The 25,463-nt window shown below is 38.6% G+C and carries 22 protein-coding genes; 8 read left to right on the top strand and 14 right to left on the bottom strand.

All coding sequences use genetic code 11. The features are described from left to right. The first annotated feature begins 123 nt into the window (after window positions 1-123). The 3 genes from KIH23_RS03520 (at window position 124) to KIH23_RS03510 (ending at window position 3,485) form a co-directional block, all read left to right on the top strand. Window positions 124-1,071 carry an ABC transporter ATP-binding protein gene (locus tag KIH23_RS03520; RefSeq protein ID WP_213211287.1) on the top strand — a complete coding sequence of 316 codons (948 nt, stop codon included), beginning with the start codon at window positions 124-126 and terminating at the stop codon, window positions 1,069-1,071. A gap of 26 nt (window positions 1,072-1,097) precedes the next feature. Continuing rightward, on the top strand, window positions 1,098-2,381 hold the full coding sequence (locus tag KIH23_RS03515) for a YCF48-related protein (protein ID WP_213211286.1): 1,284 nt from the start codon (window positions 1,098-1,100) through the stop codon (window positions 2,379-2,381). Window positions 2,382-2,471: 90 nt separating this feature from the next. Then, on the top strand, window positions 2,472-3,485 hold the full coding sequence (locus KIH23_RS03510; protein WP_213211285.1) for a 3-oxoacyl-ACP synthase III family protein: 1,014 nt from the start codon (window positions 2,472-2,474) through the stop codon (window positions 3,483-3,485). Between the two features lie 151 nt (window positions 3,486-3,636). Here KIH23_RS03510 and KIH23_RS03505 read toward each other — a convergent pair whose 3' ends face one another. Continuing rightward, window positions 3,637-8,235, bottom strand: coding sequence for a T9SS type B sorting domain-containing protein (locus KIH23_RS03505; RefSeq protein ID WP_213211284.1), 4,599 nt, complete (start codon window positions 8,233-8,235; stop codon window positions 3,637-3,639). 251 nt (window positions 8,236-8,486) lie between these two features. On the opposite strand from KIH23_RS03505, the gene argS reads away from it, so the two are divergent. Further along, entirely contained in the window at window positions 8,487-10,265 is a 1,779-nt protein-coding gene (gene argS / locus KIH23_RS03500) for an arginine--tRNA ligase (RefSeq protein WP_213211283.1), read from the top strand. A gap of 4 nt (window positions 10,266-10,269) precedes the next feature. Here the strand turns inward: argS and KIH23_RS03495 are convergent, their stop codons facing one another. Genes KIH23_RS03495 through KIH23_RS03485 form a run of 3 tightly spaced genes read right to left on the bottom strand, consistent with a single transcriptional unit; the run spans window position 10,270 to window position 14,256 of the window. Then, window positions 10,270-12,804, bottom strand: a complete 2,535-nt coding sequence (locus KIH23_RS03495; RefSeq protein WP_213211282.1) for a TonB-dependent receptor plug domain-containing protein — start codon at window positions 12,802-12,804, stop codon at window positions 10,270-10,272. Then, window positions 12,791-13,702, bottom strand: coding sequence for a FecR family protein (locus KIH23_RS03490; protein ID WP_213211281.1), 912 nt, complete (start codon window positions 13,700-13,702; stop codon window positions 12,791-12,793). Before KIH23_RS03490 ends, KIH23_RS03495 begins: the two co-directional genes overlap by 14 nt. A gap of 47 nt (window positions 13,703-13,749) precedes the next feature. Next, a complete protein-coding gene (locus tag KIH23_RS03485; RefSeq protein ID WP_213211280.1) occupies window positions 13,750-14,256 on the bottom strand; it encodes an RNA polymerase sigma factor in 507 nt (168 codons plus the stop codon). A 120-nt stretch (window positions 14,257-14,376) separates the two neighbouring features. Between KIH23_RS03485 and KIH23_RS03480 the strand changes: the two genes are divergently transcribed. Both KIH23_RS03480 and KIH23_RS03475 read left to right on the top strand, forming a co-directional pair. Continuing rightward, window positions 14,377-15,405, top strand: coding sequence for a hypothetical protein (locus tag KIH23_RS03480; RefSeq protein ID WP_213211279.1), 1,029 nt, complete (start codon window positions 14,377-14,379; stop codon window positions 15,403-15,405). 17 nt (window positions 15,406-15,422) lie between these two features. Then, window positions 15,423-15,875, top strand: coding sequence for a hypothetical protein (locus KIH23_RS03475; RefSeq protein ID WP_213211278.1), 453 nt, complete (start codon window positions 15,423-15,425; stop codon window positions 15,873-15,875). Between the two features lie 449 nt (window positions 15,876-16,324). Here KIH23_RS03475 and KIH23_RS03470 read toward each other — a convergent pair whose 3' ends face one another. The 7 genes from KIH23_RS03470 to KIH23_RS03440 are packed head-to-tail and all read right to left on the bottom strand — an operon-like array spanning window position 16,325 to window position 20,273. Then, the gene (locus KIH23_RS03470) at window positions 16,325-16,867 is read right to left on the bottom strand and encodes a YceI family protein (RefSeq protein ID WP_213211277.1); all 543 of its coding nucleotides are present in this window, start codon (window positions 16,865-16,867) and stop codon (window positions 16,325-16,327) included. A gap of 11 nt (window positions 16,868-16,878) precedes the next feature. Beyond that, complete coding sequence (locus tag KIH23_RS03465) at window positions 16,879-17,235, bottom strand: hypothetical protein (RefSeq protein WP_213211276.1); 357 nt, start codon at window positions 17,233-17,235, stop codon at window positions 16,879-16,881. 2 nt (window positions 17,236-17,237) lie between these two features. Further along, window positions 17,238-18,110, bottom strand: coding sequence for a DUF5777 family beta-barrel protein (locus KIH23_RS03460; protein ID WP_249684767.1), 873 nt, complete (start codon window positions 18,108-18,110; stop codon window positions 17,238-17,240). 14 nt (window positions 18,111-18,124) lie between these two features. Then, window positions 18,125-18,508, bottom strand: coding sequence for an OB-fold putative lipoprotein (locus KIH23_RS03455; protein WP_213211275.1), 384 nt, complete (start codon window positions 18,506-18,508; stop codon window positions 18,125-18,127). Between the two features lie 18 nt (window positions 18,509-18,526). Continuing rightward, entirely contained in the window at window positions 18,527-19,285 is a 759-nt protein-coding gene (locus KIH23_RS03450; protein WP_213211274.1) for a T9SS type A sorting domain-containing protein, read from the bottom strand. Window positions 19,286-19,315: 30 nt separating this feature from the next. Further along, window positions 19,316-19,837, bottom strand: coding sequence for an ankyrin repeat domain-containing protein (locus KIH23_RS03445; RefSeq protein WP_213211273.1), 522 nt, complete (start codon window positions 19,835-19,837; stop codon window positions 19,316-19,318). 10 nt (window positions 19,838-19,847) lie between these two features. Then, window positions 19,848-20,273 carry a ubiquinol-cytochrome c reductase iron-sulfur subunit gene (locus KIH23_RS03440; protein WP_213211272.1) on the bottom strand — a complete coding sequence of 142 codons (426 nt, stop codon included), beginning with the start codon at window positions 20,271-20,273 and terminating at the stop codon, window positions 19,848-19,850. A 219-nt stretch (window positions 20,274-20,492) separates the two neighbouring features. Here KIH23_RS03440 and ffh point away from each other — a divergent pair, with 219 nt between their 5' ends. Next, complete coding sequence (gene ffh / locus KIH23_RS03435; protein ID WP_213211271.1) at window positions 20,493-21,830, top strand: signal recognition particle protein; 1,338 nt, start codon at window positions 20,493-20,495, stop codon at window positions 21,828-21,830. A gap of 65 nt (window positions 21,831-21,895) precedes the next feature. Continuing rightward, window positions 21,896-22,777, top strand: coding sequence for a bifunctional 5,10-methylenetetrahydrofolate dehydrogenase/5,10-methenyltetrahydrofolate cyclohydrolase (locus KIH23_RS03430; protein WP_213211270.1), 882 nt, complete (start codon window positions 21,896-21,898; stop codon window positions 22,775-22,777). On the opposite strand, the gene rluF is transcribed toward KIH23_RS03430, so the two are convergent. The 3 genes from rluF to KIH23_RS03415 form a co-directional block, all read right to left on the bottom strand. Further along, on the bottom strand, window positions 22,774-23,685 hold the full coding sequence (gene rluF, locus KIH23_RS03425; protein WP_213211269.1) for a 23S rRNA pseudouridine(2604) synthase RluF: 912 nt from the start codon (window positions 23,683-23,685) through the stop codon (window positions 22,774-22,776). The genes KIH23_RS03430 and rluF overlap by 4 nt on opposite strands. A gap of 122 nt (window positions 23,686-23,807) precedes the next feature. Beyond that, the gene (locus KIH23_RS03420) at window positions 23,808-24,650 is read right to left on the bottom strand and encodes an alpha/beta hydrolase (protein ID WP_213211268.1); all 843 of its coding nucleotides are present in this window, start codon (window positions 24,648-24,650) and stop codon (window positions 23,808-23,810) included. Window positions 24,651-24,681: 31 nt separating this feature from the next. Then, window positions 24,682-25,461, bottom strand: coding sequence for a zinc ribbon domain-containing protein (locus KIH23_RS03415; RefSeq protein WP_213211267.1), 780 nt, complete (start codon window positions 25,459-25,461; stop codon window positions 24,682-24,684). Window positions 25,462-25,463 lie beyond the last annotated feature (2 nt).

Below are 25,463 nucleotides of genomic sequence, written 5' to 3'. Positions count from 1 at the left end.
CTTTCAAATTTTAAGAATGACAATTAAAAACGATTAAAAGGATATTTACTCGATAAGAAGTTAACAAAGCGCTTGTTTGCATACTGATGTTTTTTTTTCACCTTTGCTATTCAAAAAAAATGCATGCTGCAAGTAACTGATTTGGCTTTTTCGTATGATACAAAAGTGGTTCTTAAAGACATCACTTTTTCACTCAAAACGGGCGATAGTTTAGCGGTCATAGGCGAAAGTGGTTGCGGTAAAAGCACTTTGCTCAGGCTTGTTTACGGACTTTTAGATGCTGATTCAGGAACTGTTTTCTGGAATGATCAAACAGTGACTGGGCCTAAGTTTAACTTGATTCCAGGCATGGATTCAATGAAGTATTTACCGCAGGATTTTGACTTGATGCCCTATATAACTGTGGCAGAAAATGTCGGCAAGTTTTTGTCAAATATTTATGCCCAAGAAAAGAAAAAGCGCGTTGATGAATTGCTTGAATTGGTTGAAATGTCTGAATTTGCGCATACAAAAGCTAAATTTTTAAGTGGCGGACAAATGCAAAGAGTGGCTTTGGCTCGTGTGTTGGCCTTAGAGCCCGAGTTGGTTTTGTTTGATGAACCGTTTAGTCATATTGATAACTTCAGAAAAAACCATTTACGCCGACGTATTTTTAGTTATCTCAAACAAAGAAACATCAGCTGTATTATAGCCACGCATGACCGCGCTGATATTTTGGGATATACAGATCAAACCTTGGTCATCAAAGACGCACAAATGTTGGCTTTAGGATCATCAGAAGAAGTATTCAGAAACCCGATAAATCAATATGTGGCCTCGCTTTATGAAGAAGTAAGTTTATTGCCCGCAGAAGTTTTAGGGCTTTCAGAACAATTTCAAAAAGAAGTTTTGGTTTATCCGTTTCAGTTGCGGGTGGTGGCGCAGAGTCTGTGTCCGGTGCGCGTGATTCAATCTTATTTTAGAGGGCACAGTTATTTGGTTGAAGCTTATTTTTTTGACCGAACCATTTTTTTTGAACACCCTACTTTTTTAGCGACTCAAACCACGGTTTATTTGCAATATGTTGTCTAAATTTGTGAGGCTTAAAATAATTCTTCATGAAAAAAATATTTCTCGGATGTTTGTTCTTTTCAGCATTCGTTCAGGCACAATTGCAATGGCGACCTTTGAGTTCTGCATTTTCTAACACCAATAACCATCGATTTGATGATGTTTTTTTTCTCAATGAAAATTTAGGTTGGGCTGCCAACGGAGAAAATGCAGCTGTATATAAAACTACTGATGGAGGTACAACTTGGGCTACCCAAGTCAACGAGACTTCATTAGGCGGAAATTACTATTTCAGAAATATTGAATTTCTCAACGAAAATGTTGGCTTTGTCGGAAGCCTCAACAATTTATTTCTGAGAACTACTGATGGAGGTGAACATTGGAATCCGGTAACTCTGCCACAGCCTTCGCCAGCTGTTTGTGGTTTAGCTGCTGCTGGACCGACGACCATATACGGTTGCGGAACCTATTTTTCACCGGCTTTTGTTATAAAGTCTACCGATAGTGGTGAAACTTGGCAATACATCAATATGAGCGCTTATGCAACTGCTTTGGTAGAAGTTTTGTTTTTGGATGAACTCAACGGATATGCTTCAGGTTCTAATTCAAACGGAGGCGTGATTCTGAAAACTACTGATGGCGGACAAACGTGGACATCACTTTACAATACCGGAATTGCCGGAGAATATGTATGGAAATTACAAGTTTTGGCTTCGAATCACAATGTTATTTTTGGCTCGGTCGAGGCCAATGCACCCAACTTTGGCAAAATGTTGCGTTCGGTTGATGGCGGGCAAAATTGGGTGAGCAAACCTTTGCCTTATGTAAGTGTTCAAGCCATTGGTTTTATGGACGAAAACCATGGATGGATGGGTGGTTATGTATCGCATTTAGGCGAAAATTTCCCGATTCTTGAAACCACAGATGGCGGCGATACATGGACTGATATTGGCGTGGGCAGCAATTTGAATCGAGTGGTTATTTTATCTGATCACTTAGCTTATGCATCAGGAACCACGATTTATAAGTTTAGTGACACCAGTCTATCAGCAACTAACTTTCAGGAGAATAACCGAGTTCCGCTCAAGGCTACCGTTAGCCCAAATCCGGTTAAAGACAAACTCAACATAACAGTTGAGTTCAGTAACCCTGACCATTTAGTGATTGAATTGTATGATGCAGCGGGTCGTTTTATCAAACAACTCAAATTAGATGAGATTACTACTCCGGGCAAACGTAATTATATTTTTGATTTTCCGTACGCATCAGGTGCATATCTTCTCAATTTGCACAACAATACCGGAAGACAATCTTTGAAGTTTATTAAATAAAAAAAGGCACTTTTTAAAAAATGCTCAGTTGCAGACAATCAAAAAGACAATTGTTTACATTTGAGCATCTTTTTTATAATATTTAAGGATATGACTTATCATTCTCGAATAGCCGGACTCGGATATTACGTACCACCGCGTGTAGTGACCAACGACGATTTATCAAAAATCATCGACACCAATGACGAGTGGATTCAGGAACGTACCGGAATTCAACAGCGCCGACATGTTGTCAAAGGTGATGGCGACACCACAACCACGATGGGCATCAAAGCCGCCAAAATAGCCATTGAACGATCAGGCTTGACAGCTCAAGATATTGACTTTATTGTATTTGCGACTTTATCTCCGGACTATTATTTTCCGGGGCCGGGCGTTACTTTGCAAAAAGAACTTGGCATGCGAACTGTAGGCGCTTTAGACATTCGCAATCAGTGTTCGGGTTTTGTATATGCTTTGTCGATTGCAGATCAATACATCAAAACCGGCATGTATCAAAATATTTTGATTGTCGGATCTGAATTGCATTCGATAGGTTTGGATATGACAACTCGTGGCCGTGGAGTTTCGGTGATTTTTGGCGATGGGGCAGGAGCGGCCGTATTAAGCCGAGAAACTGATTTGTCAAAAGGTGTATTGTCAACTCATTTGCATTCAGAAGGAGAACACGCACTAGAATTGGCCTTGCAAGCTCCGGGCATGGGAGGTCGTTGGGTAACCGATATTTTGGCCGATAACAATCCGGAGGATGAAAGTTATTACCCGTACATGAACGGGCAATTTGTGTTCAAAAATGCGGTGGCTCGTTTTAGCGAAGTTATCAATGAAGGTTTGCAGACCAATAATTTATCGGTTTCAGATATAGATATGTTGGTTCCGCATCAGGCCAATTTGCGTATTTCACAGTTTATCCAGAAGAAGTTTAATCTGACCGATGACCAGGTTTTTAACAATATTCAAAAGTACGGTAATACAACCGCAGCATCTATTCCGATAGCGCTAACCGAAGCATGGGAAGCCGGAAAAATCAAATCTGGCGATTTGGTTGTTTTGGCCGCTTTTGGAAGCGGTTTTACATGGGGAAGCGCAATCATTAGATGGTAAAAATAAAAAGCCGGAGTGCAAGCTCCGGCTTTTCAATTCTAACTAAAACTCAATTTATAAAACCCAATTATTATTCTTTTTCTGAATAATGAGTCCTATTTTGATCGATGTATCTCTATAGACTCATTTTTTTATTTTCTGTTACAAGTAATTATCTTTTGATTGCAAAATGCGATTTAAATTCTCTTTCTTGACCATCTTCGTTATAAGTAATCGTAAACCAATAATCATCGGCAGGAACTGAGTTTCCGTTGATGGTTCCGTCCCATCCGGCGGAGCCTGGTTTGATTTGGCTGATGAATTTTCCGTAACGATCATAAATATAAATCACTGATTTTGACTGGTCTTTTAATGAATTAATATTCCAGGTATCGTTGTAACCATCACCGTTTGGTGTAAAGAATTTAGGATAATTTACAATCAGTGCAAACGTTTTGGTAATACCGCACCCGTTTTTGTCTCGAACAGAAATTGTATGTGTGCCACTGGCCACATCTTGAAATATTGGGCTGTCTTGATACGGACCAAAATCCAATTGGTATTCATAATCTCCGCCTGCACCTGTAGCTTCAACGGTAATAACTTGGTTGTCATCAAAAGCGTCAGTTTGTGTAAATGCCACAATTGCTGGTTCTGATGATAAAACAGTTACCGGTGTTGGAGCTGACGAGCATCCGGTAAGATAATCAGTAGCAATTACAGTGTATTCTCCGGGTAAAACGGCTTGATAAGTACTGCCACTTCCCACTAAATCACCGGCTTGGTTGTACCATTTGATGGCGTAGTTGCTTGCGTTCAAACCACTCGGAATAACGTAAGGTCTGAGCAATACCTGATTTGTTGAATCATAACACATAATACCGGCTACGGGTTGTGGTTCAGGAATCTTATTCACACGAACTGTCAAAACTTTTACATCAAAGCAATTCGTCGCCAAAGTGTTTGTTACACGCACATAAATGGTTTGAAGTTCTGTGGTTGTTACCGCATGTAAGTTGGCTACAGCATCGTTAAAAGTTGGGTGATAAGTCACTACAAACTCTGATCCGGTTTGGGTTCCTAATACGGCACTAGTTAATGTTGTTAGGTCAAACTCAGTGATGCCGTCGTTGTTGCCGTCTTCGTCACAAACGGCCAACAAATTGTTCGGAACCGGATAAGCTACCGGCGGGTTAACGATATTTACAGTAAACATGCTTTGATCGTAACTATTCGGATCAAACGGAGTAACTCCGTAGATATAAATCGTTTTAGTTGTGGTAACGGCTTGCCCCGGATTCAAATGTGTTCCAGTGCCCAAAGGTCCGGTATAGTATCCGCCAACGGTCAGTGCCGGTAAAATATAGCTGCTGCATGAAGTAACGCTTGGTAATTCATCTACATTATATACTGTGATGTCAAAGCTTTTTTCATCTGAGCAATTTGGTGTAGTTCCGGTTTCGGCATAGACATACAAAGTTTGGCTTGTAGTGAGTACATCACCAGCATGTAATAATTGACCGGTTTTGTTTGGTCCGGTATAATAATCTCCGACTGTAAGAGCCGGTAAAGTATAGGCGTTGGCAATTTGAACATCACTAATCGCATGTACAACTGGAGTTGTATTGATCGTAACAGTAAAGCTATTCTCATCGGAGCAATTGATACGCTCACCAGATTCAGCATATACATAAACGGTTTGTGAACTTGTCAGTACGTCGCCTGCATGCATTAAACTTCCTTCACCACTATTTGGGCCACCCGGTAGTCTATAATATTTACCGCTGGTTAGAGCAGGTAAAGTGTAGCTGTCACAAGCAACCACATCAGCTGGGGCATCGGCTTGAATTGAATAAACATTGATGTTAAAACTATTCTCATTTGTACAGTATGGTTCAGTGACAGAAACTGCATAAATGTATATGGTTTGTGAGGTAGTAATAACGGTTCCGCTTGGAAGCATTGTTCCAGTTCCGCCAGGGCCAGTATAGTATCTACCCACGGTTAAATCAGTCAAAGTATATGAGTCGCAAATATCAATATCTGAGCGAGAGTCAATAAAAGGTTTAGGTTTGATGGTGATTTGAAACGTTGACTGGTTGCTGCAATTGGCATCTGTTGTTGATCTCTTAAAGATGTAAAATCTTCTTGATGATGTAACTACATAACCGGGTTGTAATTGCTGACCTGATCCGTTCTGGCCTGTAAAATACTCACCGTTAGTCAATGCTGGTAATGTAAAACTATCACAAACAGTTATACTTGGTAATTCATCAATAATTGGTTGCGCTATAGCAATATCAAAGTGCATTTGATCAGTGCAATTAGGGCCGCTGCTTACCGGAGCATATATGTAAATGGTTTGTGATAAGTTGATAGCTGTTCCTGCTGCAATTTGTTGCCCGCCACCTAAAGGAGCTGTATAATAATTACCAATTGGTAGGGCTGGAAGAACATAAGGCTCACATTGAGAAATATTCTCTGGCGTATCCATCCCGATAATTACTTCAAAAGAGGCATTAGCAGTACAATTGTCAGGTGTAGCTGCATAAACATAAACAGTTTGTGAAGCTGTCAGTACTGTACCTGCAGGCATTTGAGTTCCTTGCCCGTTGGCTTCAGTATAATAACTTCCGACGGCCAGTTCAGGTAAAGTATATGATGTACAACCAAATACATTTGCAAAACTATCTAAACTTATGGTTGGCAGAATTGTGATTGTAAAATCTTTATCTACCACACAAAATGGTGGTTCAGGCGATACAAAATAGAAATTGATTGTCTGGGTTGATGTTATTCTAGTTCCCGCCGGTATTTGAGTTCCTGTTCCGTGTGAACCAGTAAAGAAGCCGCCAACAGGAGGTGTCGGAAGTGAGTAACTTCCGCAATAACTGTCACTCTCAGGAGCAATTGAATTCGGATCAAGTATGGTTACCGAAAAACTACTACTGTTTGAACAAGTGTTTGGTCCTCCGGGTTGATTAAATATATAAATGGTTGATGATTGTGTTATTACTTCTCCTGCTTGAAGCGCTGTTCCTCCTCCGTTAGGTAAAGTAAAGTAATTTCCGTTGTTCAGAGTTGGTAACGTATAACTATCACAAACAAAAACATTCAACATAGTATCAACCTGTGGTAATGTCGTAACCAATAGATTAAAGCTAACTATGCTGTAACAACCACTATCAAATGCATTTTCAACACGAGCAAAAACAGGTGTGTTGTTATTGGCAAACAAATAGTTATTATTGATCGGATTGATGTGCGAATTTGCGTTAGTTAAACTAGAATAATAAGTAACCACATTCATGGTTGCTGATTGTCCACCCAAAATAGCATTGGTTTGTTGGTTCAAATCAAATCCGGCATTATTGAATGCAGATCCGGAACATTTGGTCATGTTTCCGGGCTGATTCGCTACTGGTGGAGCTGACACCAACAAATTGAATGTTCTTGTAGTGTAACAAGCATTATTAGGGTTTTTGATTCTGACATAAACAGTGGTTCCTGGAGTTGCCGTATAATTGTTAGGCAGTGCATTACTTCCTGCATCTGCATCAGACTGTGAAGCATGATAACTAACTTGAGTTGCAGAATTCAGACCTGCTTTTACTATAGGCGTATTGTAAGATAAGTCATAAGTGTAATTTGTATTACCCATATCACATCTATACAAATCTGAGGGTGTTCCGGCTGCAATCTCTGGCAAAAATTCAACATTGATATAGTCTGTAACCGGTTGGCAACCATTGGTGTTTTTTTGATAAGTAATAGCATAAGTTCCTGCCTGATTTACCACCAAACTCGGGCCGTTTTCACCTGCTATAGGCTGGCCGTTTCTGGTCCAACTAAAATTGTATTGAGCTGGATCAAGGTTTGAGTTTAAAGTTTGTGATGATCCATAACAAACGGCTGTATTGTTGGCTGTAGATAAATCAAGTCCTAAAACATCTTGACCAATATTAAAAGTATCTGATGAAATAAAAATTGCAGAGTCAGAACTTTCGTCGGCACGATCAGCGATAACCAATTTGATGTGATATGTAGTATTTGGAACCAAAACAGCTGAAGCATTCATCAATTTGGTTTGTCCATTGAAGTTTGTTGCAGAGCTAAAAGCCGATGAACCTCCATTAAAACTACCGAAGTATTGAGCATTGGCAGACGGACATGATGAGTTATACAAAAAGTCACGAATTGTCACAACTGAAATAGGTAAGTTTGTACTCGGAACTACAGCCAAATTGGTCGTTACTCCTGTATTGGTGTTGGTCAATAAGAAAGCAAATGCATCCGAGAACTGACACTGAAAATTGCCATATTCTTCTGAAGCAAATAAAAACTCAAAGCTAAAAGTGGGCGAAATCGGAGTGAAATCAAATTCCAAAACGGTTGCGTTTGTAGAATTCATTGAAATGCCTGATTGAGCTAATGTGGCTTCAAGACTTGCATCGCCGGGCCAGTTTCCGTTACCGTCATTGAGCATGCTGGTATTCGGTCCCACGGCATTCATCACATTACCCGTGCTCAGAATCACACCTGAGTTCATGGGAAAATTAGGATTGCTGTTCTGGAAAAAACCAATACCGTTTGCTGTTCCAAAATTGGAACCTGTTGACCAAGTAATGTTGGTTGCAGATACGCAAGGTGAGTTAATTAAAACGTTGTTTACCAACTGCGGAACTGTGTACGCACCGGTATTCACTGAGATGGCTTGTGAGTAGCCAAAGGCCGAAATGGCCAGGACCAAATTGAGTAATAATCGTTTCATAGTAAATTTGGGGTTTAACTATAAGTATGTTTTGACGGTTCAAAGATTGTAATATATATCGACTAAATACAAATAAAATCGATGAAATGCATATTTTTTACATTTTAAAAGGTAAAATTCTTACAATAAGTTTTCTTACAAGACCAAATAATTTTAAATAACTTTTCTTACACTTAGTTCAATATTTGATTTTTGGATTGGTTTTTCTTTACAATTCTTAATCTGTATCTTTGTCGTCAAAATCAAAATAGATGGCATTAACAGGAATACTTACTGATCAAATTCAAAAGGCATTAGCCGAAATTTTTAAGGTTTCAATTGACAAAGTTGAATTTCAATCTACCAGAAAAGAATTCCCAGGAGATATTACCGTTGTTTTATTTCCGTTTTTAAAAGTCATCAAGGCAAATCCTGCCGAAATAGGCAAAAGCATTGGTGAATATTTACTAGAACACGCGCAAAATGTTGATAGTTATAATGTTGTTTCCGGTTTTTTGAATCTGGTAATTTCAGACGATTATTACGTATCTTATTTTGAGCAAATAAAAGATAATCCCACTTTCGGATTTGTTTTACCTGAGCCAAATGCACCGGCTGTTATGGTTGAGTATTCTTCGCCCAATACCAATAAACCGCTACATTTAGGACATGTGCGCAATAACTTGTTGGGTTATTCCGTGGCTGAAATTCTCAAAGCCTCCGGAAAAAAAGTTTACAAAGTTCAAATCATCAATGATCGAGGTATTCATATTTGCAAGTCGATGTTGGCTTGGCAAAAGTTCGGAAAAGCTGAAACGCCTCAATCTTCAGGCATGAAAGGCGACAAGCTTGTAGGTAAGTATTACGTTGCTTTTGATCAAGCTTATCGCGATCAAATCAAAGAGCTTATTGTGCAAGGCAAAACTGAAGATGAAGCCAAAAAACTAGCGCCTATTATTCTTGAAGCACAGCAAATGCTTTTGGATTGGGAAGCCGGAAAACCTGAAGTGGTTGCGCTCTGGAAAACGATGAACCAATGGGTATATGATGGTTTTGAAGCTACTTACAAACGTTTAGGTGTTGACTTCGATCAGTATTATTATGAAAGTAACACCTATTTATTAGGGAAGGAAGTGGTACAAATAGGCCTTGAAAAAGGCATTTTTGAAAAAGATCCTGACGGTTCAGTTTGGATAGATTTAACGGCTGACGGACTCGATCGAAAAATTGTGCTCCGGTCTGACGGTACTGCGGTTTATATGACTCAAGATATTGGCACGGCTATTCAGCGCGTCAAAGATTTTCCGGATGTTAGCGGAATGGTATACACGGTAGGTAATGAACAAGATTATCACTTTAAAGTTCTGTTTTTGATTTTACAAAAACTCGGTTTTAGTTGGGCTCAGAGTTTATTTCACTTATCATATGGTATGGTTGATTTGCCATCCGGGAAAATGAAATCACGTGAAGGAACTGTTGTTGATGCCGATGATCTCATGGATGAAATGGCGCAAACGGCAGCAACGCTTTCGTCTGAATTAGGAAAACTTGACGGTTACACCCAAGAAGAGAAAAACAAATTATACGATATCATTGGTTTGGGTGCGCTGAAGTATTATATTTTAAAAGTCGATCCCAAAAAACGCATCTTGTTTAACCCAGAAGAATCGGTTGATTTTACCGGAAATACTGGGCCTTTTATACAGTATACTTATGCGCGTATTCAGTCAATTTTACGCAAAGCTGATTTTGATTGGTCAAATTCTGTAATAACGGTGCAACTTCACTCAAAAGAAAAAGAACTCATCAAGCAATTACAACAATACCCTGAGGTAATTCAATCTGCTGCAAATAGTCACAGTCCGGCGGTAGTGGCTATTTATATGTACGAGTTGGTTAAAGAATATAATTCTTTCTATCAATCTGTATCAATATTAGGCGAACAAAATCAAGCTCAAAAAGTATTTCGCGTACAATTATCGGCATTGGTAGCCCAAGTTGTAAAAAGCGGTTTTGGCTTGCTGGGTATTGAAGTTCCGGAAAGAATGTAGTTTTTTAAAAACTAACCTTTATATGCATGTTCAGAGTTCTCGATAATGCATATACATTTACGTCTTCGATACCTTTGCCTGCTGCATTGATTCGGTAATATCGATGAATCAAGTTTTGTTTGTTTAATATGTTGAGCAACGATAAGCCTGATTCAATTGAGCTGAATTTAGTGAGTTTCCAACTCTTAGAGATTGAAGCATTCAACTGAAAATAATCGGTTAAACGTTCATTGTTGGGTTTATTATAATCAATAGTTGGATGCGCAGGATCAGTTGTGTTTATCGTGTTACTCGCCGGTGTGGTGTAGGGTTTTCCAGAATGCCAACGACTACCCAATGCTACTTTTAGAGACTTCCAATCATAAATAATTGCATTGGCAAAACTGTAAACCAATTCATAGTTGTTTGGGAATTCTTTTTCAAATAATTCCGGAAACTTGTAATGATTTTGGTTAAAACTGTAGCTTAACCAGGTTTGCCACTTTTTAAAACTTCTTTGAATAAATAACTCTGTTCCAAAAATCTCGTACTGACCAATAGCTCTAGAAAACTCAAATTGGTTTTGAAAACCTTCTTCTTGTGAAGTAATTCCCTCAACTTTTTTATAAAAATTATCCAAACTCAATAGCCATTTTTTGTTTTTATAGAGTAAGCCCAAACCAACCTGTTTGCTTTTTTGAATGGGAGTAGTATTGCCATCAGCCATAACCCATCGTCTTTTTTCAAGTCCTAAAAAGTCGCGTTGCTGATCAATAATTTGTTCTAAACTTTGGCTTTTTAGTTCACCGCTCAGATTCAAGGAAATATTATCAGTGAGTGATTGATTCCAAAAAAACCTTGGTTCAATCAATGTTTGCTTTAGTTTTCCGAAATAGTTAAGCCTTGCTCCAAATGTAAGTCTTGTTTTGTTGCTTTGAGGTTTGAATTCAAATTCGGCAACTCCGGCATGGTTGAGCGAAACATTTTTGAGGTTGCGATCAAAGGCCGGATCATTGATGTTATCAGCATTTGTAACACCGATTTCATCAACTGCATACCCGTTGTTGAGTGTCCACTCAGAAGTTAATTGATAAGAAGTCTTAATTTGGGCACTAAGGTTTAGAACTGAATTTCTTTGTAGTGTAATTTGATTGTTGGTAACCGATTCATTAAATGCATTGAGCTTGTAATACGAACTGCTCGCATTGATTTCAGTATTGAATTTGTCAGACCATTGAGCTTTCCAGCGTATTGAAGTTCCAAAATTTTCTTGACCCCAACGACTAAATTTTTCTGAAGCTGAAGTATATTGATCAATCCCTAAAGTGTTGCGAATGGTAATAGCGTCAATAGATAATTCATGATTCTCTCCAACTTTTTGTAAATAATGCAAGGTCATATCGTAAAAATAGAACTTTTTGGTACTCAAGATGTTATTGGGAGTATTGGCATTGAGATCTGTAACCACCGTATTTTGAAAAACACGCTCATTGTATTGCTGAAAAGTAGGTGAGTTAAAAAAGTCAGTAAATGATCGCCGTCCCGATATTTCAACATAAGCCTTTGGAGAAAGCTTAATATGAGTGTTTCCCTCGGCGCTAATCATATTAGCTGATATACTGGCTCCGGATTTATCTATTTTGTCGCGATGGGTTGAAATGTTAGAAACACTTGAAACGCTTTCGCCAAAAAAAGCTGAAGTCCCGTTTTTGATGAAGCTAATTTCGTGCGCCAACGACGGATTAAAAACGGATATCAACCCAAAAAAATGTCCGGTTTGAAACATCCTGATTCCGTTCCATAAAAATAGATTTTGATCATGCGAACCACCACGTACACTTAGGTTTGAAATAGTTTCATCAGTACTGTTTACTCCAGGTAATTGTTGTAATGTTTGCAGCACATCGGGCTCTGAAAGTCCGGGAAGTAAACCAAATTTTTTAGGTTTAATCAGTAGTGAACCGTCTTTTTTTTGTGTGATACCAGATGTCATGAACCTTTCGGCAATAACTTCGGTTAGTTCGTTAAAATGTGGTTTGAGTAGAATTTTTGGACAATCCGGAACATATAGCTCTTGCGGATCAATAATTTTTGATTCAAAACTCTGATGAATAAATCGAATAGGATGTGGTGAAATTACAGGTAATTCAAAATGACCATCAGCTTGAGAAAAAACTTGAATGCCAATGTTATCAATTTGAATCATAGCATTCTCAATTGGCTCTGAGGTTTGTTCATTAAATAGGTAACCACATAAAGGTTTGTCGTATTTAGGGTCGTTATAAACCGTAAAATATTTGTCTCCGACCACTTTGAACCGCAGATGTGTTCTTTGATTGATATATTTTAATTTTTTTGAAAGCTCCCAACTTTCATCAGGTGGTTGAATTTTAAAAATAGCGATTTCGTCTTCTATATAATTGAAGACAATGCTATGTTTTTGACCAATTTCAAGCAATAGTATTTTGAGCGAAACTTCATCTTTGCTATTTTGGGCCGAAACAAAAATGAAGTTAAGTAATAAGAAGAATAAGAGGTAAAGGGCTTTACTTCTCTTCATTGGCCACTTGCAGAATAATTTTTTGACTGTTCACTTTTTGTACTTTCAAGTGATAAGTTGAGGAAATTATTGCAAGTGCTTGATCTAAATTTAATTGTGGGATACTACCGGTAAATAATTGTCCGTTTCCAGAACTTTTACACTCAATATCAACGTTAAAATGACGTTCCATTTCATCAATAATATTGTCTAAATGCTCTTGGATAAATGAGAACTCACCTGTCATCCAGCTAGGATGTATATTTAGATGATTCGGAATGTTTAGTTTTATTCCGTTCTCAAATGAGACTGCTTTACCTTTGGTAATAATCACCTCATGATTTTGATAATTCACTTTCACACGACCTTCGTAACAAACCACGTCAAAACGATTTTTTCGCGCTTTAACATCGAACTGTGTACCCAAAACAGTTACGGTTCCGAGGTTGGTGTTTACCTCAAATTTTTTTCCTTTTGCAACTTTAAAATAAGCTTCACCATTTAAATCTAAGGAACGATTTTTATCCCATCCCCATTTGCTGTAATTTATAGATGAACCTGAATTGAGCACTACATGAGAATCATCGGGTAGTGCAAATGATTTTAACTCGCCGTTTTCTGATATTTCAGATATGGCAACGTTGGTTTTGTAAAATAGTGTTATTCCAAGTAAGATTGTAATGGTTGCTGCAATCTTAAACCAGGTTTTTTGATATAACAAAATTACTTTAGTAGCTTTTGGAGCGACAGTAATTTTGCGATACATAGAATCAGCATCAAAACTTGGGGCTTCCAGTTGAGTGCTGTATCGGGCGATTTTGGCATAGGTAGCAAACTCTGGACGCGCTTCAAATGCACGGAGCTCTTCCGGGCTCATATCGCCCGCTAACCATTTTGCCAATTCGTAATTCTCTTCCATAATATCAATGCATTAGTATTGCTAGAACAAGTACTTAAAAAAAAACCCTACTTGAACCCGTCAATTTCATTTCTGAGTGATAACAAAGCTCCGTGGATTCTTTTTTCAACGGCTTTTACAGAAATCTCGAGCATCTCGGCTATTTCTGCATATTTTTTTCCTTCTATTCGATGTAGTAAAAAGGCAGTTCTTTGTGCCTCGGTTAAACTTTCAATGGCTTTTTCAAGTTTTACCTTGAATTGTTCTTCTTCCATTATATAGGCCGGATCAACATCGGTGCTTTCATTGGCTCCCACGTTTTTGGCATGCTTTAAAACTACTTTTTGATGCGCTATCTGATTAAGCGATGCATTGTTGGCTACAGTATATAAAAACGACTTGGCTTTTTCTTCAGGAATATCTGCACATTTTTCCCAAAGTTTGATAAAAGCATCTTGAGCCATATCATTGGCCATTTCTTCATTGCCATACTTAAAATACAAGTAATTGCGCAAACTTTTGGCTTGTGACTTAAAAAAAGCTGAAAAAATATTTTCGTTGCAAATGCCTGCCATATAAGGGCTTTGAAGTGATGGATTGTTTAATTGGTTGGTGAAATTAAAAAAAAAATAATTTTTGGGTAGGGTTTTTTTATTGAAATTTGTTTTTTTTATGTCAACAAAGCATTTCGACGCATGAAACGTCTTATATTTTTGGTTTTCGGTCTATTTTTTTTAAGTCTCACTTCTTGTCAAGATGAAGAAGAAATTCAATCTATTGATAATACTCAGACTTTGACCAAAGATGCGCCCTTGTCGGTTTTGATAAGAAGAGTTGCGCAAAATCCTACCTATTATGACAATGTTTTAGATGGAACAGCTTCGTTTTCGGTTGTTTTACCCGTATCTATTACTGTGAATAGTCAATACATTCATGTGAATGACAATGACGATTTAGCTTATGTGAAGACTGTAAAAAATGCGAGTAATACAGATGATGATATTGTTTATTTTAATTTTCCGATTACGCTAATTAAACCTGATTATTCATCAACAGTTGTACAATCGCAACAGCAATATAATGACTTTATAAGCAGTTGTGGTTCTGATGCTAATTTTCATGAAATTAGTTGTGTGGGATTTAAATTTCCTATTCAGGTAAAACTCTATAATACCAATTCTCAGTCAGCATCTACTCGAAAATTATACAATAATTCAGAAATGTATAATTACATTATTTCGTTGAAAGCTGATGAAATATACAGTATTACTTATCCGGCCGAAATGAAAAATCCTGATGGAACATGGACAGTTGTGAATAACAATGCAGAACTCAAATCATTTATTGAGAACAATATTAACGTTTGTGATTCATCTTCTAACCAGAATACGCTTTCAGAGGTTATTGTACAAGGAACTTGGCAAGTTACTTCATTTATGGAAGGAACACATGATGAAACCTATGAGTTTAATGGATATACTTTTGTTTTTGCATCCAACGGAACAACGGTTGCTACCAAAAACAGTGTAAACACCAACGGAACTTGGTCAACTTATCTAGATGATGGAAAAACAAAATTAGAGTTTTACTACACTGGTGGCAATCCACTCAATCACATGGAGGAAGACTGGGAAGTAGTAGAGTTTACCGATACAACCATCAGGCTTTCTCATCAAAGCGGCGGCGGCGGCGAAACTCATTTGATGACTCTTTCTAGAATCTAATCAATTTAAATAATCTTATGAAAAAAATTAAATTAATTTTGATTTTGGCCTGTGTTTTTATGGTCAATGTGGCATCGATGTGCAGCTCTGATGACAGCAGTAGTTCATCGTCGTCGTCACCTTCAACTTCTCAGGTGACACAATCGGTTACCAACGGAAATTGGACGGTAACTTTATACAATGAAAGCGGCTCAATACACACATCTGATTTTTCAGGATATGCATTCAACTTTGCATCAAGCGGTGATATGACAGCCGTTAACGGTTCTTCTATTCAAACAGGCAGTTGGAGTACTTACAGAGACAGCAGTAGAACCAAAATGGATATAGGATTTTCTGCCGTGAGCGGATCTTTCGAATCCATTAGCGAGGATTGGGATGTGTTGAGCACGTCATCAACCAAAATCGAGCTAAAGCACACCAGTGGTGGTGACGGTAGCGTTGATTATTTAACTTTTGAAAAAATCTAAACCCAATTTTTTTCCTAAAAAACAAGTTTTTGCTCTCTTGTTTTTATAAACCGGCCATTGGCTGGTTTTTTTTTTGACTTATTTTAAAGGCCTTTTAAATGCAATTCTTTTATCCTAAACCCAGAACAACAAACAAAGGAAATTGGGGTTAGATCATTCAAATTAAACTCTTCCCTCATGGTATTTCTACCAGAATTTAATTCACCCTTGAACTAGATCAATAATTAAAGGATTAAGGCAAAAGTAATTATTCTAATTTTTCGTACAATAGGGAAAACCCTAATTAACAAAAAACTTTTTTATAGAGCCCATGTATTTTTTGCATGAAGAATCTATATTAGTGTTGTTTGATGATATTATTTAATTACTGAGATGGATTGCAAAAAACAAAAAAACCACCGGAAACCGAAGTTTCCAAGTGGTTTTCAACTAAACAAACAAACTATCTTCTATTTCCCTTCTAATTCAAAATTGAGCGAAACTTTGATGTTTTCTGCAAAATTTTCTTTAACTAGATTAGGAATATCAATGTTATAATCTTTTGCTTTTACGGTAAAATTACTCGTCATATTTACTTTACCTGAAGCATTTTGAACCAAATTCACTTTGATTTTTACCTTTTTAGTAACACCATGCATGGTTAAATCACCCTCGGCATCATAAGTGTTTTTGGTTTTGTCAATTTTTCCAATGTTTAAGATTTTTCCTTTGAAAGTGGCTTTCGGAAACTTCGATGATTCCATATAGTTTTCATTGAAGTGCTCTTCCATCAGCGGAGATTTAAACTTGAATGATTTAACTAAAGCCAACGCTGCTAAATCACCTGTTGATGCATCTAAAATACATGAAGCTGTTTTGTTGGTAGCCGCAATTTCAACTAAATTGGGCATAGAAGCATCAAACTTGATTTCACCATCACGGGTCATCATTTTCTGAGCTATAAGCGCCTCACCAAGTAAAAGGGATAAGGCAATGATTACTAGTTTTTTCATGGTTTTTATTTTTAATTTTCTACGTAACCTTGCTCAATCCAGTTTTGGATTATTTTGATGCGAGCAGCCGGCATTTTTCCTGAAGTAGGCATAATGTCACCACAATCTGTGCCTTGGATTCGGCACAATAAATTGTAATTTTCGCAAGCGTCTTTTACTTCAGTGTAGTTAGTTAAGTATGGCTCTTGTCCATATTCAGGGTTGTGACATTCAAAACATTTATCTTGCATAATGCCTTTTACATTTGCGTTGTAGGTTGGGTTTTCAACTACTCCGGCTACTTCTTCGTAGGTATTTGATTCGCATGAGTATAGGGCTATGCCTAAACCGGCTATCAAAGTTAATAGGGCCAATTTGATCTTTTTCATAATTAAAATACTCTATACATGTTAAATCCGAAGAAAATTCCTTTGTCATTCCATTTGCCAATGGCATTGGTTAAATAGGCTACATCATTCATAGCTTGTGAGTTAGAAAACACCAACTGAAAAACGTGACCGCCTGTTTCAATATCAAACCCCATTGAAAGCGGGTTTTGGAAATAGTCAACATCAGGTTTGTTTAATCTATATGCATATTCAAGATTAAAACTAATGCGTTTTGACAATTTGCAACGACCACCGCCCGTAATTAAAAAGTCATCTTTTCGTTCAGTACCGGGTTGCGCATCATATAGATTTTTATGAACAAAAACCGGCGCAACTTGCAACGATAACGATTCGTTGAATTTTCTTGAAATCAACAACTGCGAGGTATAGGCCAAGCGATTATTATCTTTGAACTCGGGGTATTCATCTTTGTCAAACTTTGATGAATTGATTTCGGCGGTATTATAACCAACTATGGTTACCGGAAATCCATCTACTTTTTGACTTACCAATAAATATTTACCTGATAATTCATAAATTTTGTTGGCTGTGTGACGTGACACTCCTAATGATAACCAATTGGTTGGCGCATAGATGCCTCCAATTCTGGTGAGCGCATTATCTAAACCAAAAAAATTGTTGATGCCTTCGGTCAAATCACCAAAACGGTGGGTAACTAAAAAGTACCATTCACCTTTTACCGGCAGTTTAGTTGATTGCATGTTGCAAATTTGCAAGCCTTTGAAGGCTGCCATTTCGACTTCTTTTTTGGTCGGCTTAATACTGTCAAGCTGACTCAATAAGTCGTCTTGAGCGTGAAGCTGCATGCTTAAAAAAAGTGCGCTTCCGATTGCTAAAAAGCTTTTTAATTTCATTCTCAATGACTCTTTTAAATGGATAAACACTGGTCTAATTTAATCTCGCCCATAAAGTCATCAAAACCAACCACACGACCTTTCATAATAATCGATTGGTTAAGTTTGATTTTGCTATTGGGCTGCTGAAGCAAACATACAACACTGTTGTCAATAATTACTTGGTTGGCGTGAATTTCGGTAACTTTACCGGTAATTACAACGGCTTTTTCAAGGTATTTTTTGTTTGCTCGCTCTGAATTTGTTGAAAATTCCTGAACTATGTCATTGGCGTTTACCGTGTAAGCAGCATCTTCTGAGGCTAAATTCCGGGCTCCTCCATGCATGATATACCAATAAACTCCAACTCCAATTACTACAGCAATGACCAATGCAATTATGATACGAGATTTTTTCATAATAATGATTTTAAAAAATTAGTTGCGTACTATTTTTTTCACAGTGCTATCAGAATCATTTGAGATCTCCATAAAATAAAGACCGTTGGTTAAATCAGTCAAATCTACCGAAGGGTTGTTGGTGTCAAATGAACTGATTTCGCGAATTAACTTGGCATTGGCATCATATACACGAATGGTTTTGATATCTACCATGTCATTTTTACTGATGTTGAAAATACCGCTTGAAGGGTTAGGCGTTACAGAAATGTCTTTTAGTTGGAAGGTTTCATTTGCCAAAACATCAGCAAAAGTCAAAGTTTTAGTTCCAAAAGTTGAGTGCTCTGCCGTAACAGTAGTTGACGGTCCAACACCCCAAACGATTCCTAATGAAGTCATGGCATAAGTAAAAGTATAATCTTTTGCATCACCGGTACTAAAAGGGCGCGTCATCACCACAGTACGAGTTGTTCCAGAAACCGTATTACTAACCAATGTAAGATTGTTGGTCGCATCGGTTGTAGGTGCTACGTGACCATTGCTGGTAAAATATTGATCAAGCAAAGTGGTTCCAAAAGTAATTACATCTTTGTTTGTTGCCATTGACGATGTACTTAATCCAATTGAAAACCATTTAGTCGAAGGCCCCATGAGGGTAATGGTGGCCAATGAGGTTGCTTGGTTCAAATTGATTTTAACTTTCATACTGCCAATAGTAGTCAGGGCGGTTTCTCTTTGTTGGGCAAATGATATATGCATCATTCCCAAGAGAGCAATTAATAGGCTAGCTTTTTTCATGTTTTAAAATAATTTAGGTTAATCATTAATTTATTGATCTAGTAAAATAATGAGTTTGGTGTTTTTGTTGAAGTTGGCATAATCCAAGGCTTTTCTGCCATCTTCATCTTGAATGTTTTTATCAGCACCCGCTTTGATAAGCGCTTCAGCAATTTCTTCTTTATTAAAAAAAACTGCATAAATAAGGGCTGTTTTGTTTCCTTCGCCTTTTTGATTTAAATCGGCTTTTACCGAAATCAGTTTGTTTACAATAGATAAATCTCCAGCCATAACTGCAGCCATCAGCGCAGTCCCGCGACCTGTATTGTAGTTAACGTTATTCACTTTTTCTGCTAAGTAATTTGCTACGGTTGTGTTTCCTCTGTAGCAGGCCAATATCAGCGGTGTTGAGTTGCGTTCATCTACTGCATTAATAGATTGAGGGTTCTTTTTGTAAGCAGCTTCAATCTGTTCCAAAGTTCCTTTTCTGGCAATATCAAAAACATTCAAATCTTGGGCATTCCCAATGAAAGTGATAAATAAAAAGCTGTATGTAAAGAATAAAAATCTCATTTCAATTGGGTTATGAAAACACTCTTAAAGTATTTCCGGTCAATTCTGTGTTATAACTCGTTAAGTTTCGGGTTGCAGGGCCTTGGGTAACATGCCCTGCACTGCTGAAATTGGCGCCGTGGTTTGGACAATGAAAATCATTACTTGCAGAGCGATACTTAACATTGGTTCCTTCGTGCGTGCATGATGCCGATACGGCTAAAAAAGCACCGTCAGTAGTTCTTGCAACAACCAACCCTTTAGTTGTTAAATATCCGCCATTAGTAGCTAACGCACCCGTACTGATATCTAATGTGAAATCAACATTCGTAGGAGCTGGTGTTACATTTTCGTCATCATCTTTATCGCAACTAGCAGCAAGGCCACCTATACAAGCCGGAACCAGCAAGGCTGCAGCGCCAAAACCGACACGTCCAAAGAACTCTTTTCTTGTCATAACTCAGGGGCTTTTGTGTTATTTGGCTATAAAACATGCCCTTTACAAAAAACCCTACTATCCTTACAATTTTTTTTACAATTTTTATTGGCTCTAAATAACTAATGGTTTAAGCTTATAAATCAATAGAAGTTAACTTTCAATATTTTTTTAATTACTCAGCCTACAACTTCAAATGCAAATACTTAAATTTGCGCATCATTTTGAAAGCTCAACACTATGTTTGATAATTTAAGCGAGAAGCTTGACAAAGCGTTTCATATTCTTAAAGGACACGGAAAAATTACTGAGGTCAACGTTGCCGAAACGCTCAAAGAAGTTCGTCGCGCCTTGTTGGATGCCGACGTAAACTTTAAAATCGCCAAAGATTTTACCACTCGAGTCAAAGAAAAAGCCATTGGTGAAAACGTTTTGACAACCTTACAGCCAGGTCAATTATTGGTTAAATTGGTCAAAGATGAGCTTACTGAACTCATGGGTGGAGACGTTTCGGGCATTAACTTGTCAGGAAATCCAACTGTGATTTTAATGTCGGGTTTGCAAGGTTCGGGTAAAACCACTTTTTCGGGCAAATTGGCTTTGTTTCTAAAAACCAAGAAAAACAAAAAAATATTGTTGGTAGCATGTGATGTTTATCGTCCGGCAGCGATCAATCAGTTGCATGTGGTGGGTGAACAAATTGGTGTTCAGGTATATTCTGAACCCGAAAATAAAAACCCGGTGGCCATCGCTCAGAATGCCATTAAATATGCCAAAGAAAACGGATTCAACACCGTGATTGTCGATACAGCAGGTCGTTTGGCAGTTGACGAGGAAATGATGAATGAAATTGCCAATGTTCATCAAGCCATTCAACCGCAAGAAACCCTTTTTGTGGTGGATTCGATGACGGGTCAAGATGCCGTGAATACTGCAAAAGCATTTAATGATCGACTCAACTTTGACGGTGTTGTTTTGACCAAATTAGACGGTGACACTCGCGGTGGTGCGGCACTTTCTATTAAATCAGTGGTTAACAAGCCGATTAAGTTTGTCGGAACCGGCGAGAAAATGGAAGCCTTAGACGTGTTTTATCCGTCGCGTATGGCTGATCGTATTCTCGGAATGGGTGATGTGGTTTCACTCGTTGAGCGCGCTCAAGAACAATTCAATGAAGAAGAAGCGCGAAAACTCCAGAAAAAAATTGCCAAAAACGAATTTGGTTTTGACGATTTCTTGCAGCAAATTCAGCAAGTTAAGAAGATGGGTAACATGAAAGACTTAGTCGGCATGATTCCCGGAGCTTCAAAAGCTTTAAAAGATGTAGAAATTGAAGATGATGCATTCAAACACATTGAAGCTATAATTTATTCGATGACACCACAAGAACGCAGCAAGCCATCAATTATAGATATGAAACGCAAAACACGTATTGCCAAAGGTTCTGGTCGCAAAATTGAAGAAGTCAACCAGCTCATGAAACAATTTGATCAAATGAGCAAGATGATGAAAATGATGCAAGGACCGGGCGGAAAACAAATGATGAAAATGATGTCGGGCATGCGTGGCATGAACTAATAAACTCAAAGGCGTGAATTATCACGTCTTTTTTATTTAAAAGAAATACAACACAACTCAAGATTATGAAAATTCTCGACGGGAAAAAAACTTCTCAAGACATCAAGCAAGAAATCAAAGCCGAAGTGGACGGCATGAAAGCGCGCGGCGAAAAGGTTCCTCATTTGGCAGCCGTATTGGTGGGCAATGACGGAGCGAGTTTAACCTATGTAGGCAGTAAAGTACGCGCTTGTGAACAAGTAGGTTTTGAATCAACTTTGATCAAAATGCCCAGTACCACTTCAGAAACTGAATTGCTCAAAAAAATTGAACAACTCAACCAAGATGACCACATTGACGGTTTTATCGTGCAGTTGCCTTTGCCCGAACAGATTGACACCCAAAAAGTCATCATGGCCATAGATCCAAGTAAAGATGTAGATGGTTTTCACCCGGAGAATTTCGGCAAAATGGCTTTAGATATGACTACTTTTATTCCGGCGACTCCGTTTGGAATTTTAGAATTACTGGAGCGTTACGGCGTAGAAACCAAAGGCAAACACACCGTTGTTATTGGGCGCAGTCACATAGTAGGAAGGCCGATGAGCATTTTGATGGGACGCAAAGGTTTTCCCGGAAATTCAACCGTTACCCTCACGCACAGCTATACCAAAAACATTGCACAAATTACCACACAAGCAGACATCATTATCACCGCTTTGGGTGTGCCCAATTATTTAAAAGCTGAAATGGTTAAAGACGATGCCGTGGTGATTGATGTAGGCATTACCCGCGTTGAAGATCCGAGTTCAGAAAAAGGTTATCGCATTACCGGCGATGTTGATTTTGAAAACGTCAGTAAGAAAGCATCACACATCACACCTGTGCCCGGTGGCGTTGGACCGATGACCATTGCGATGTTGCTCAAAAATACTTTGCTCGCTCGAGCACAAAGAAGACATCTTTAATAATCGCCTTTTTTTCGGTAACCCGGATCAGTGGGTTTGATGAATTCGGCTTTGCGTATGGGTGAAACTGATTTTTTTTCGGGTTTATTTTCTTGAGGCTTTTCTGAAAAGCGCGGTTTGTTTTTGTTGAATTCTACTTTGCGTGGCGGCCTTTGCGCTTGTGCAGGTTTTTCTTGAAAACTAGCTTCTTCAGTTTTGCTCGAAGGTTCGATGAGTTGTTGTAACTGAGTGATTTCTGTAGCGGTTAATTCGCGGTAACGACCCACCGGTACATCTAAGTGAATATTGATGATGCGCACGCGTTTGAGCGCTTTTACTTCATAATCTAAAAACTCGCACATACGGCGGATTTGTCGGTTGAGGCCTTGGGTCAAAATAATTTTGAAGACAAATTTGCTGACTACTTCTACATGGCATTTTCGCGTTACAGTGCCCAAAATAGGAATGCCTTCTGACATGCGTTTAATGAATCGCTCGCTGATGGGTTTGTCAACGGTAACGATGTATTCTTTTTCGTGGTTGTTGCGTGCACGCAAAATTTTGTTGACAATATCACCGTCGTTGGTTAAGAATATTAAACCTTCACTGGCTTTGTCTAAACGTCCAATCGGGAAGATGCGAATGGGGTAGTTGATGTAATCAATAATATTATCTCGAACTTCTAAATTGGTAGTGCACTCGATTCCGACCGGTTTGTTAAAAGCTAAATAAATAAGTTTTTCGCTGTTGTCGCGGATGAGTTTTCCGTCAATGCGCACTTCATCTTGCGGCGAAACTTTGGTGCCCATTTCAGGAACTTGCCCATTGATGGTCACACGACCCGCAGCAATGAGTTGATCGGCTTCACGACGCGAGCAATAGCCGGTTTCACCAATGTATTTGTTGAGTCTTTTGAATTGATCTTCCATACGGCAAAATTAGCATTAAATTTTTGAGCAAACACCGCGCGAATACAAATTCTCTAGCCCTGACAGCAGCGGCAGCCTTTGCCCGGTTTCTTTAACGGGCAAAGCTACAGCGAATGGCAGGATCAAGCTTCTAAAAAAGAAATAATTTGTTGGTATACATCGCGGTCGTGCAAGCTGTGTCCGAGGCCTTGTGTGGTGATTAATTGTGCGTTTTTCCAGCTGTTGACTAGTTTTTGCGCCTCGGCATAAAGCACAACCGTATCGTGCAAATCGTGAATGATTAAGCCCGGCGTTTGGGTGTTTTTGAGAAAGTATTGTCCGCTAAAAAATTCCATTTCAAGTGAAAATCGCTCGCGGGTGTATTGAATGAGTTGTTTTTTGATGGACGATTTGAGCCCGAGCATTTTGATAAAATTGTCCAGGATGATGCTAAAGTCTGAAGGAGCGCCCAACAAAACGATTTTCTCAAAGGCATGCTGCGGATAATAGTATTGGTAAAAAGCCGAAGTGGCTCCGCCGAGTGAATGCCCGATCAAATAATTCGGCTGATATTGCTGCACAACTACATCGACAAAGGTGGCATACAGCGGAATGTTGAATTCTTGCCCGGACGAAAGCCCGTGTGCCGGAGCATCAATGGCAATGAGCGTATATCCGGTGGGTTGCAAGTGTTGCAGCAGGTTTTCCCAACGCGCGGTATTGCTTTCCCAACCGTGTATGAGCAAAACGGTGGTGCTGTTGCCTGCCCAAAAATACGTTTCAAATGATTGGCCGTTGCTTTGCATGGTTTGGCGCTGCGCTGACTGTAAAATGGTGGGGAGTTGGTGGCTTTGGAGTTTTCCTTTACGCGGATGGCTAAAGAGTTTGTAGGCCAGGGCAAAAGCTTTTTGGGGCGACCACAAGCTCATCAGGTTGATGTAGCTGCCCACAATTTTGGGAATGATTTTTTGGATGTGTTTGTTCATAAAAAAAGCCCCGGTTTCCCGAGGCTGTATATTAAATCGTATCGAATACGGCTTGCATTTTTTCTCTTTCTTCGTCAGCTAAGGCGCTGTCTACTAAAATTCTTCCTGAATGCTCATCGGTAATGATTTTCTTTCTACCGGCAATTTCTACTTGAGTTTGTGGCGGAATAGTAAAGAATGATCCGGCTGAAGCTCCACGCTCAATAGATACAACTGCTAGGCCGTTGCGAACGCTTCCGCGGATTCTTTTGTAGGCTTTAAGCAAACGCTCGTCAATGAGAACTTCAAATTCAGCAGCTTTGCCCAATAAGAAGTTTTCTTCTTTTTCAGTCTCAGACATGATATCGCTGAGTTCTGCTTTTTTGTGTTTTAAGTGCGATTGCTTGGCCTCAAGTTTTTCTTTTGAGTTGGTGATGGTTTCTTTTTTGTGCTCCATCGAAGCTTTGAGTTCTTTGATTTGCTTTTCAGCCAATTGAATTTCTAATTCTTGAAACTCAATTTCTTTAGCCAATGAGTTGAACTCGCGGTTGTTGCGAACGCTGTCTTGTTGTTTCGCATATTTTTTGATGGCTGTTTGATGATCTTCAATAGCGTTTTTCTTGGCTTTGATTTGATCTTCAATCAACTCTAAGTCTTTTTTTAGTTTTTCTTGGCGCGCAGTAAGTCCGGCCACTTCGTCTTCTAAATCTTCAACTTCTAATGGAAGTTCTCCTCGTACATTTGTGATTTCGTCTATGCGGGTGTGAATCAATTGTAAGTCGTAGAGTGCTCTAAGTTTCTCTTCAACATTTAATTCTTTAGTATTCGCCATAA

The sequence above is a fragment of the Flavobacterium sp. CYK-55 genome (genome assembly GCF_018413465.1).
GTDB lineage: Bacteria > Bacteroidota > Bacteroidia > Flavobacteriales > Flavobacteriaceae > Flavobacterium.
Note: the sequence above shows the minus strand (reverse complement) of the source record. Positions and strands in the feature narration are given on the sequence as shown.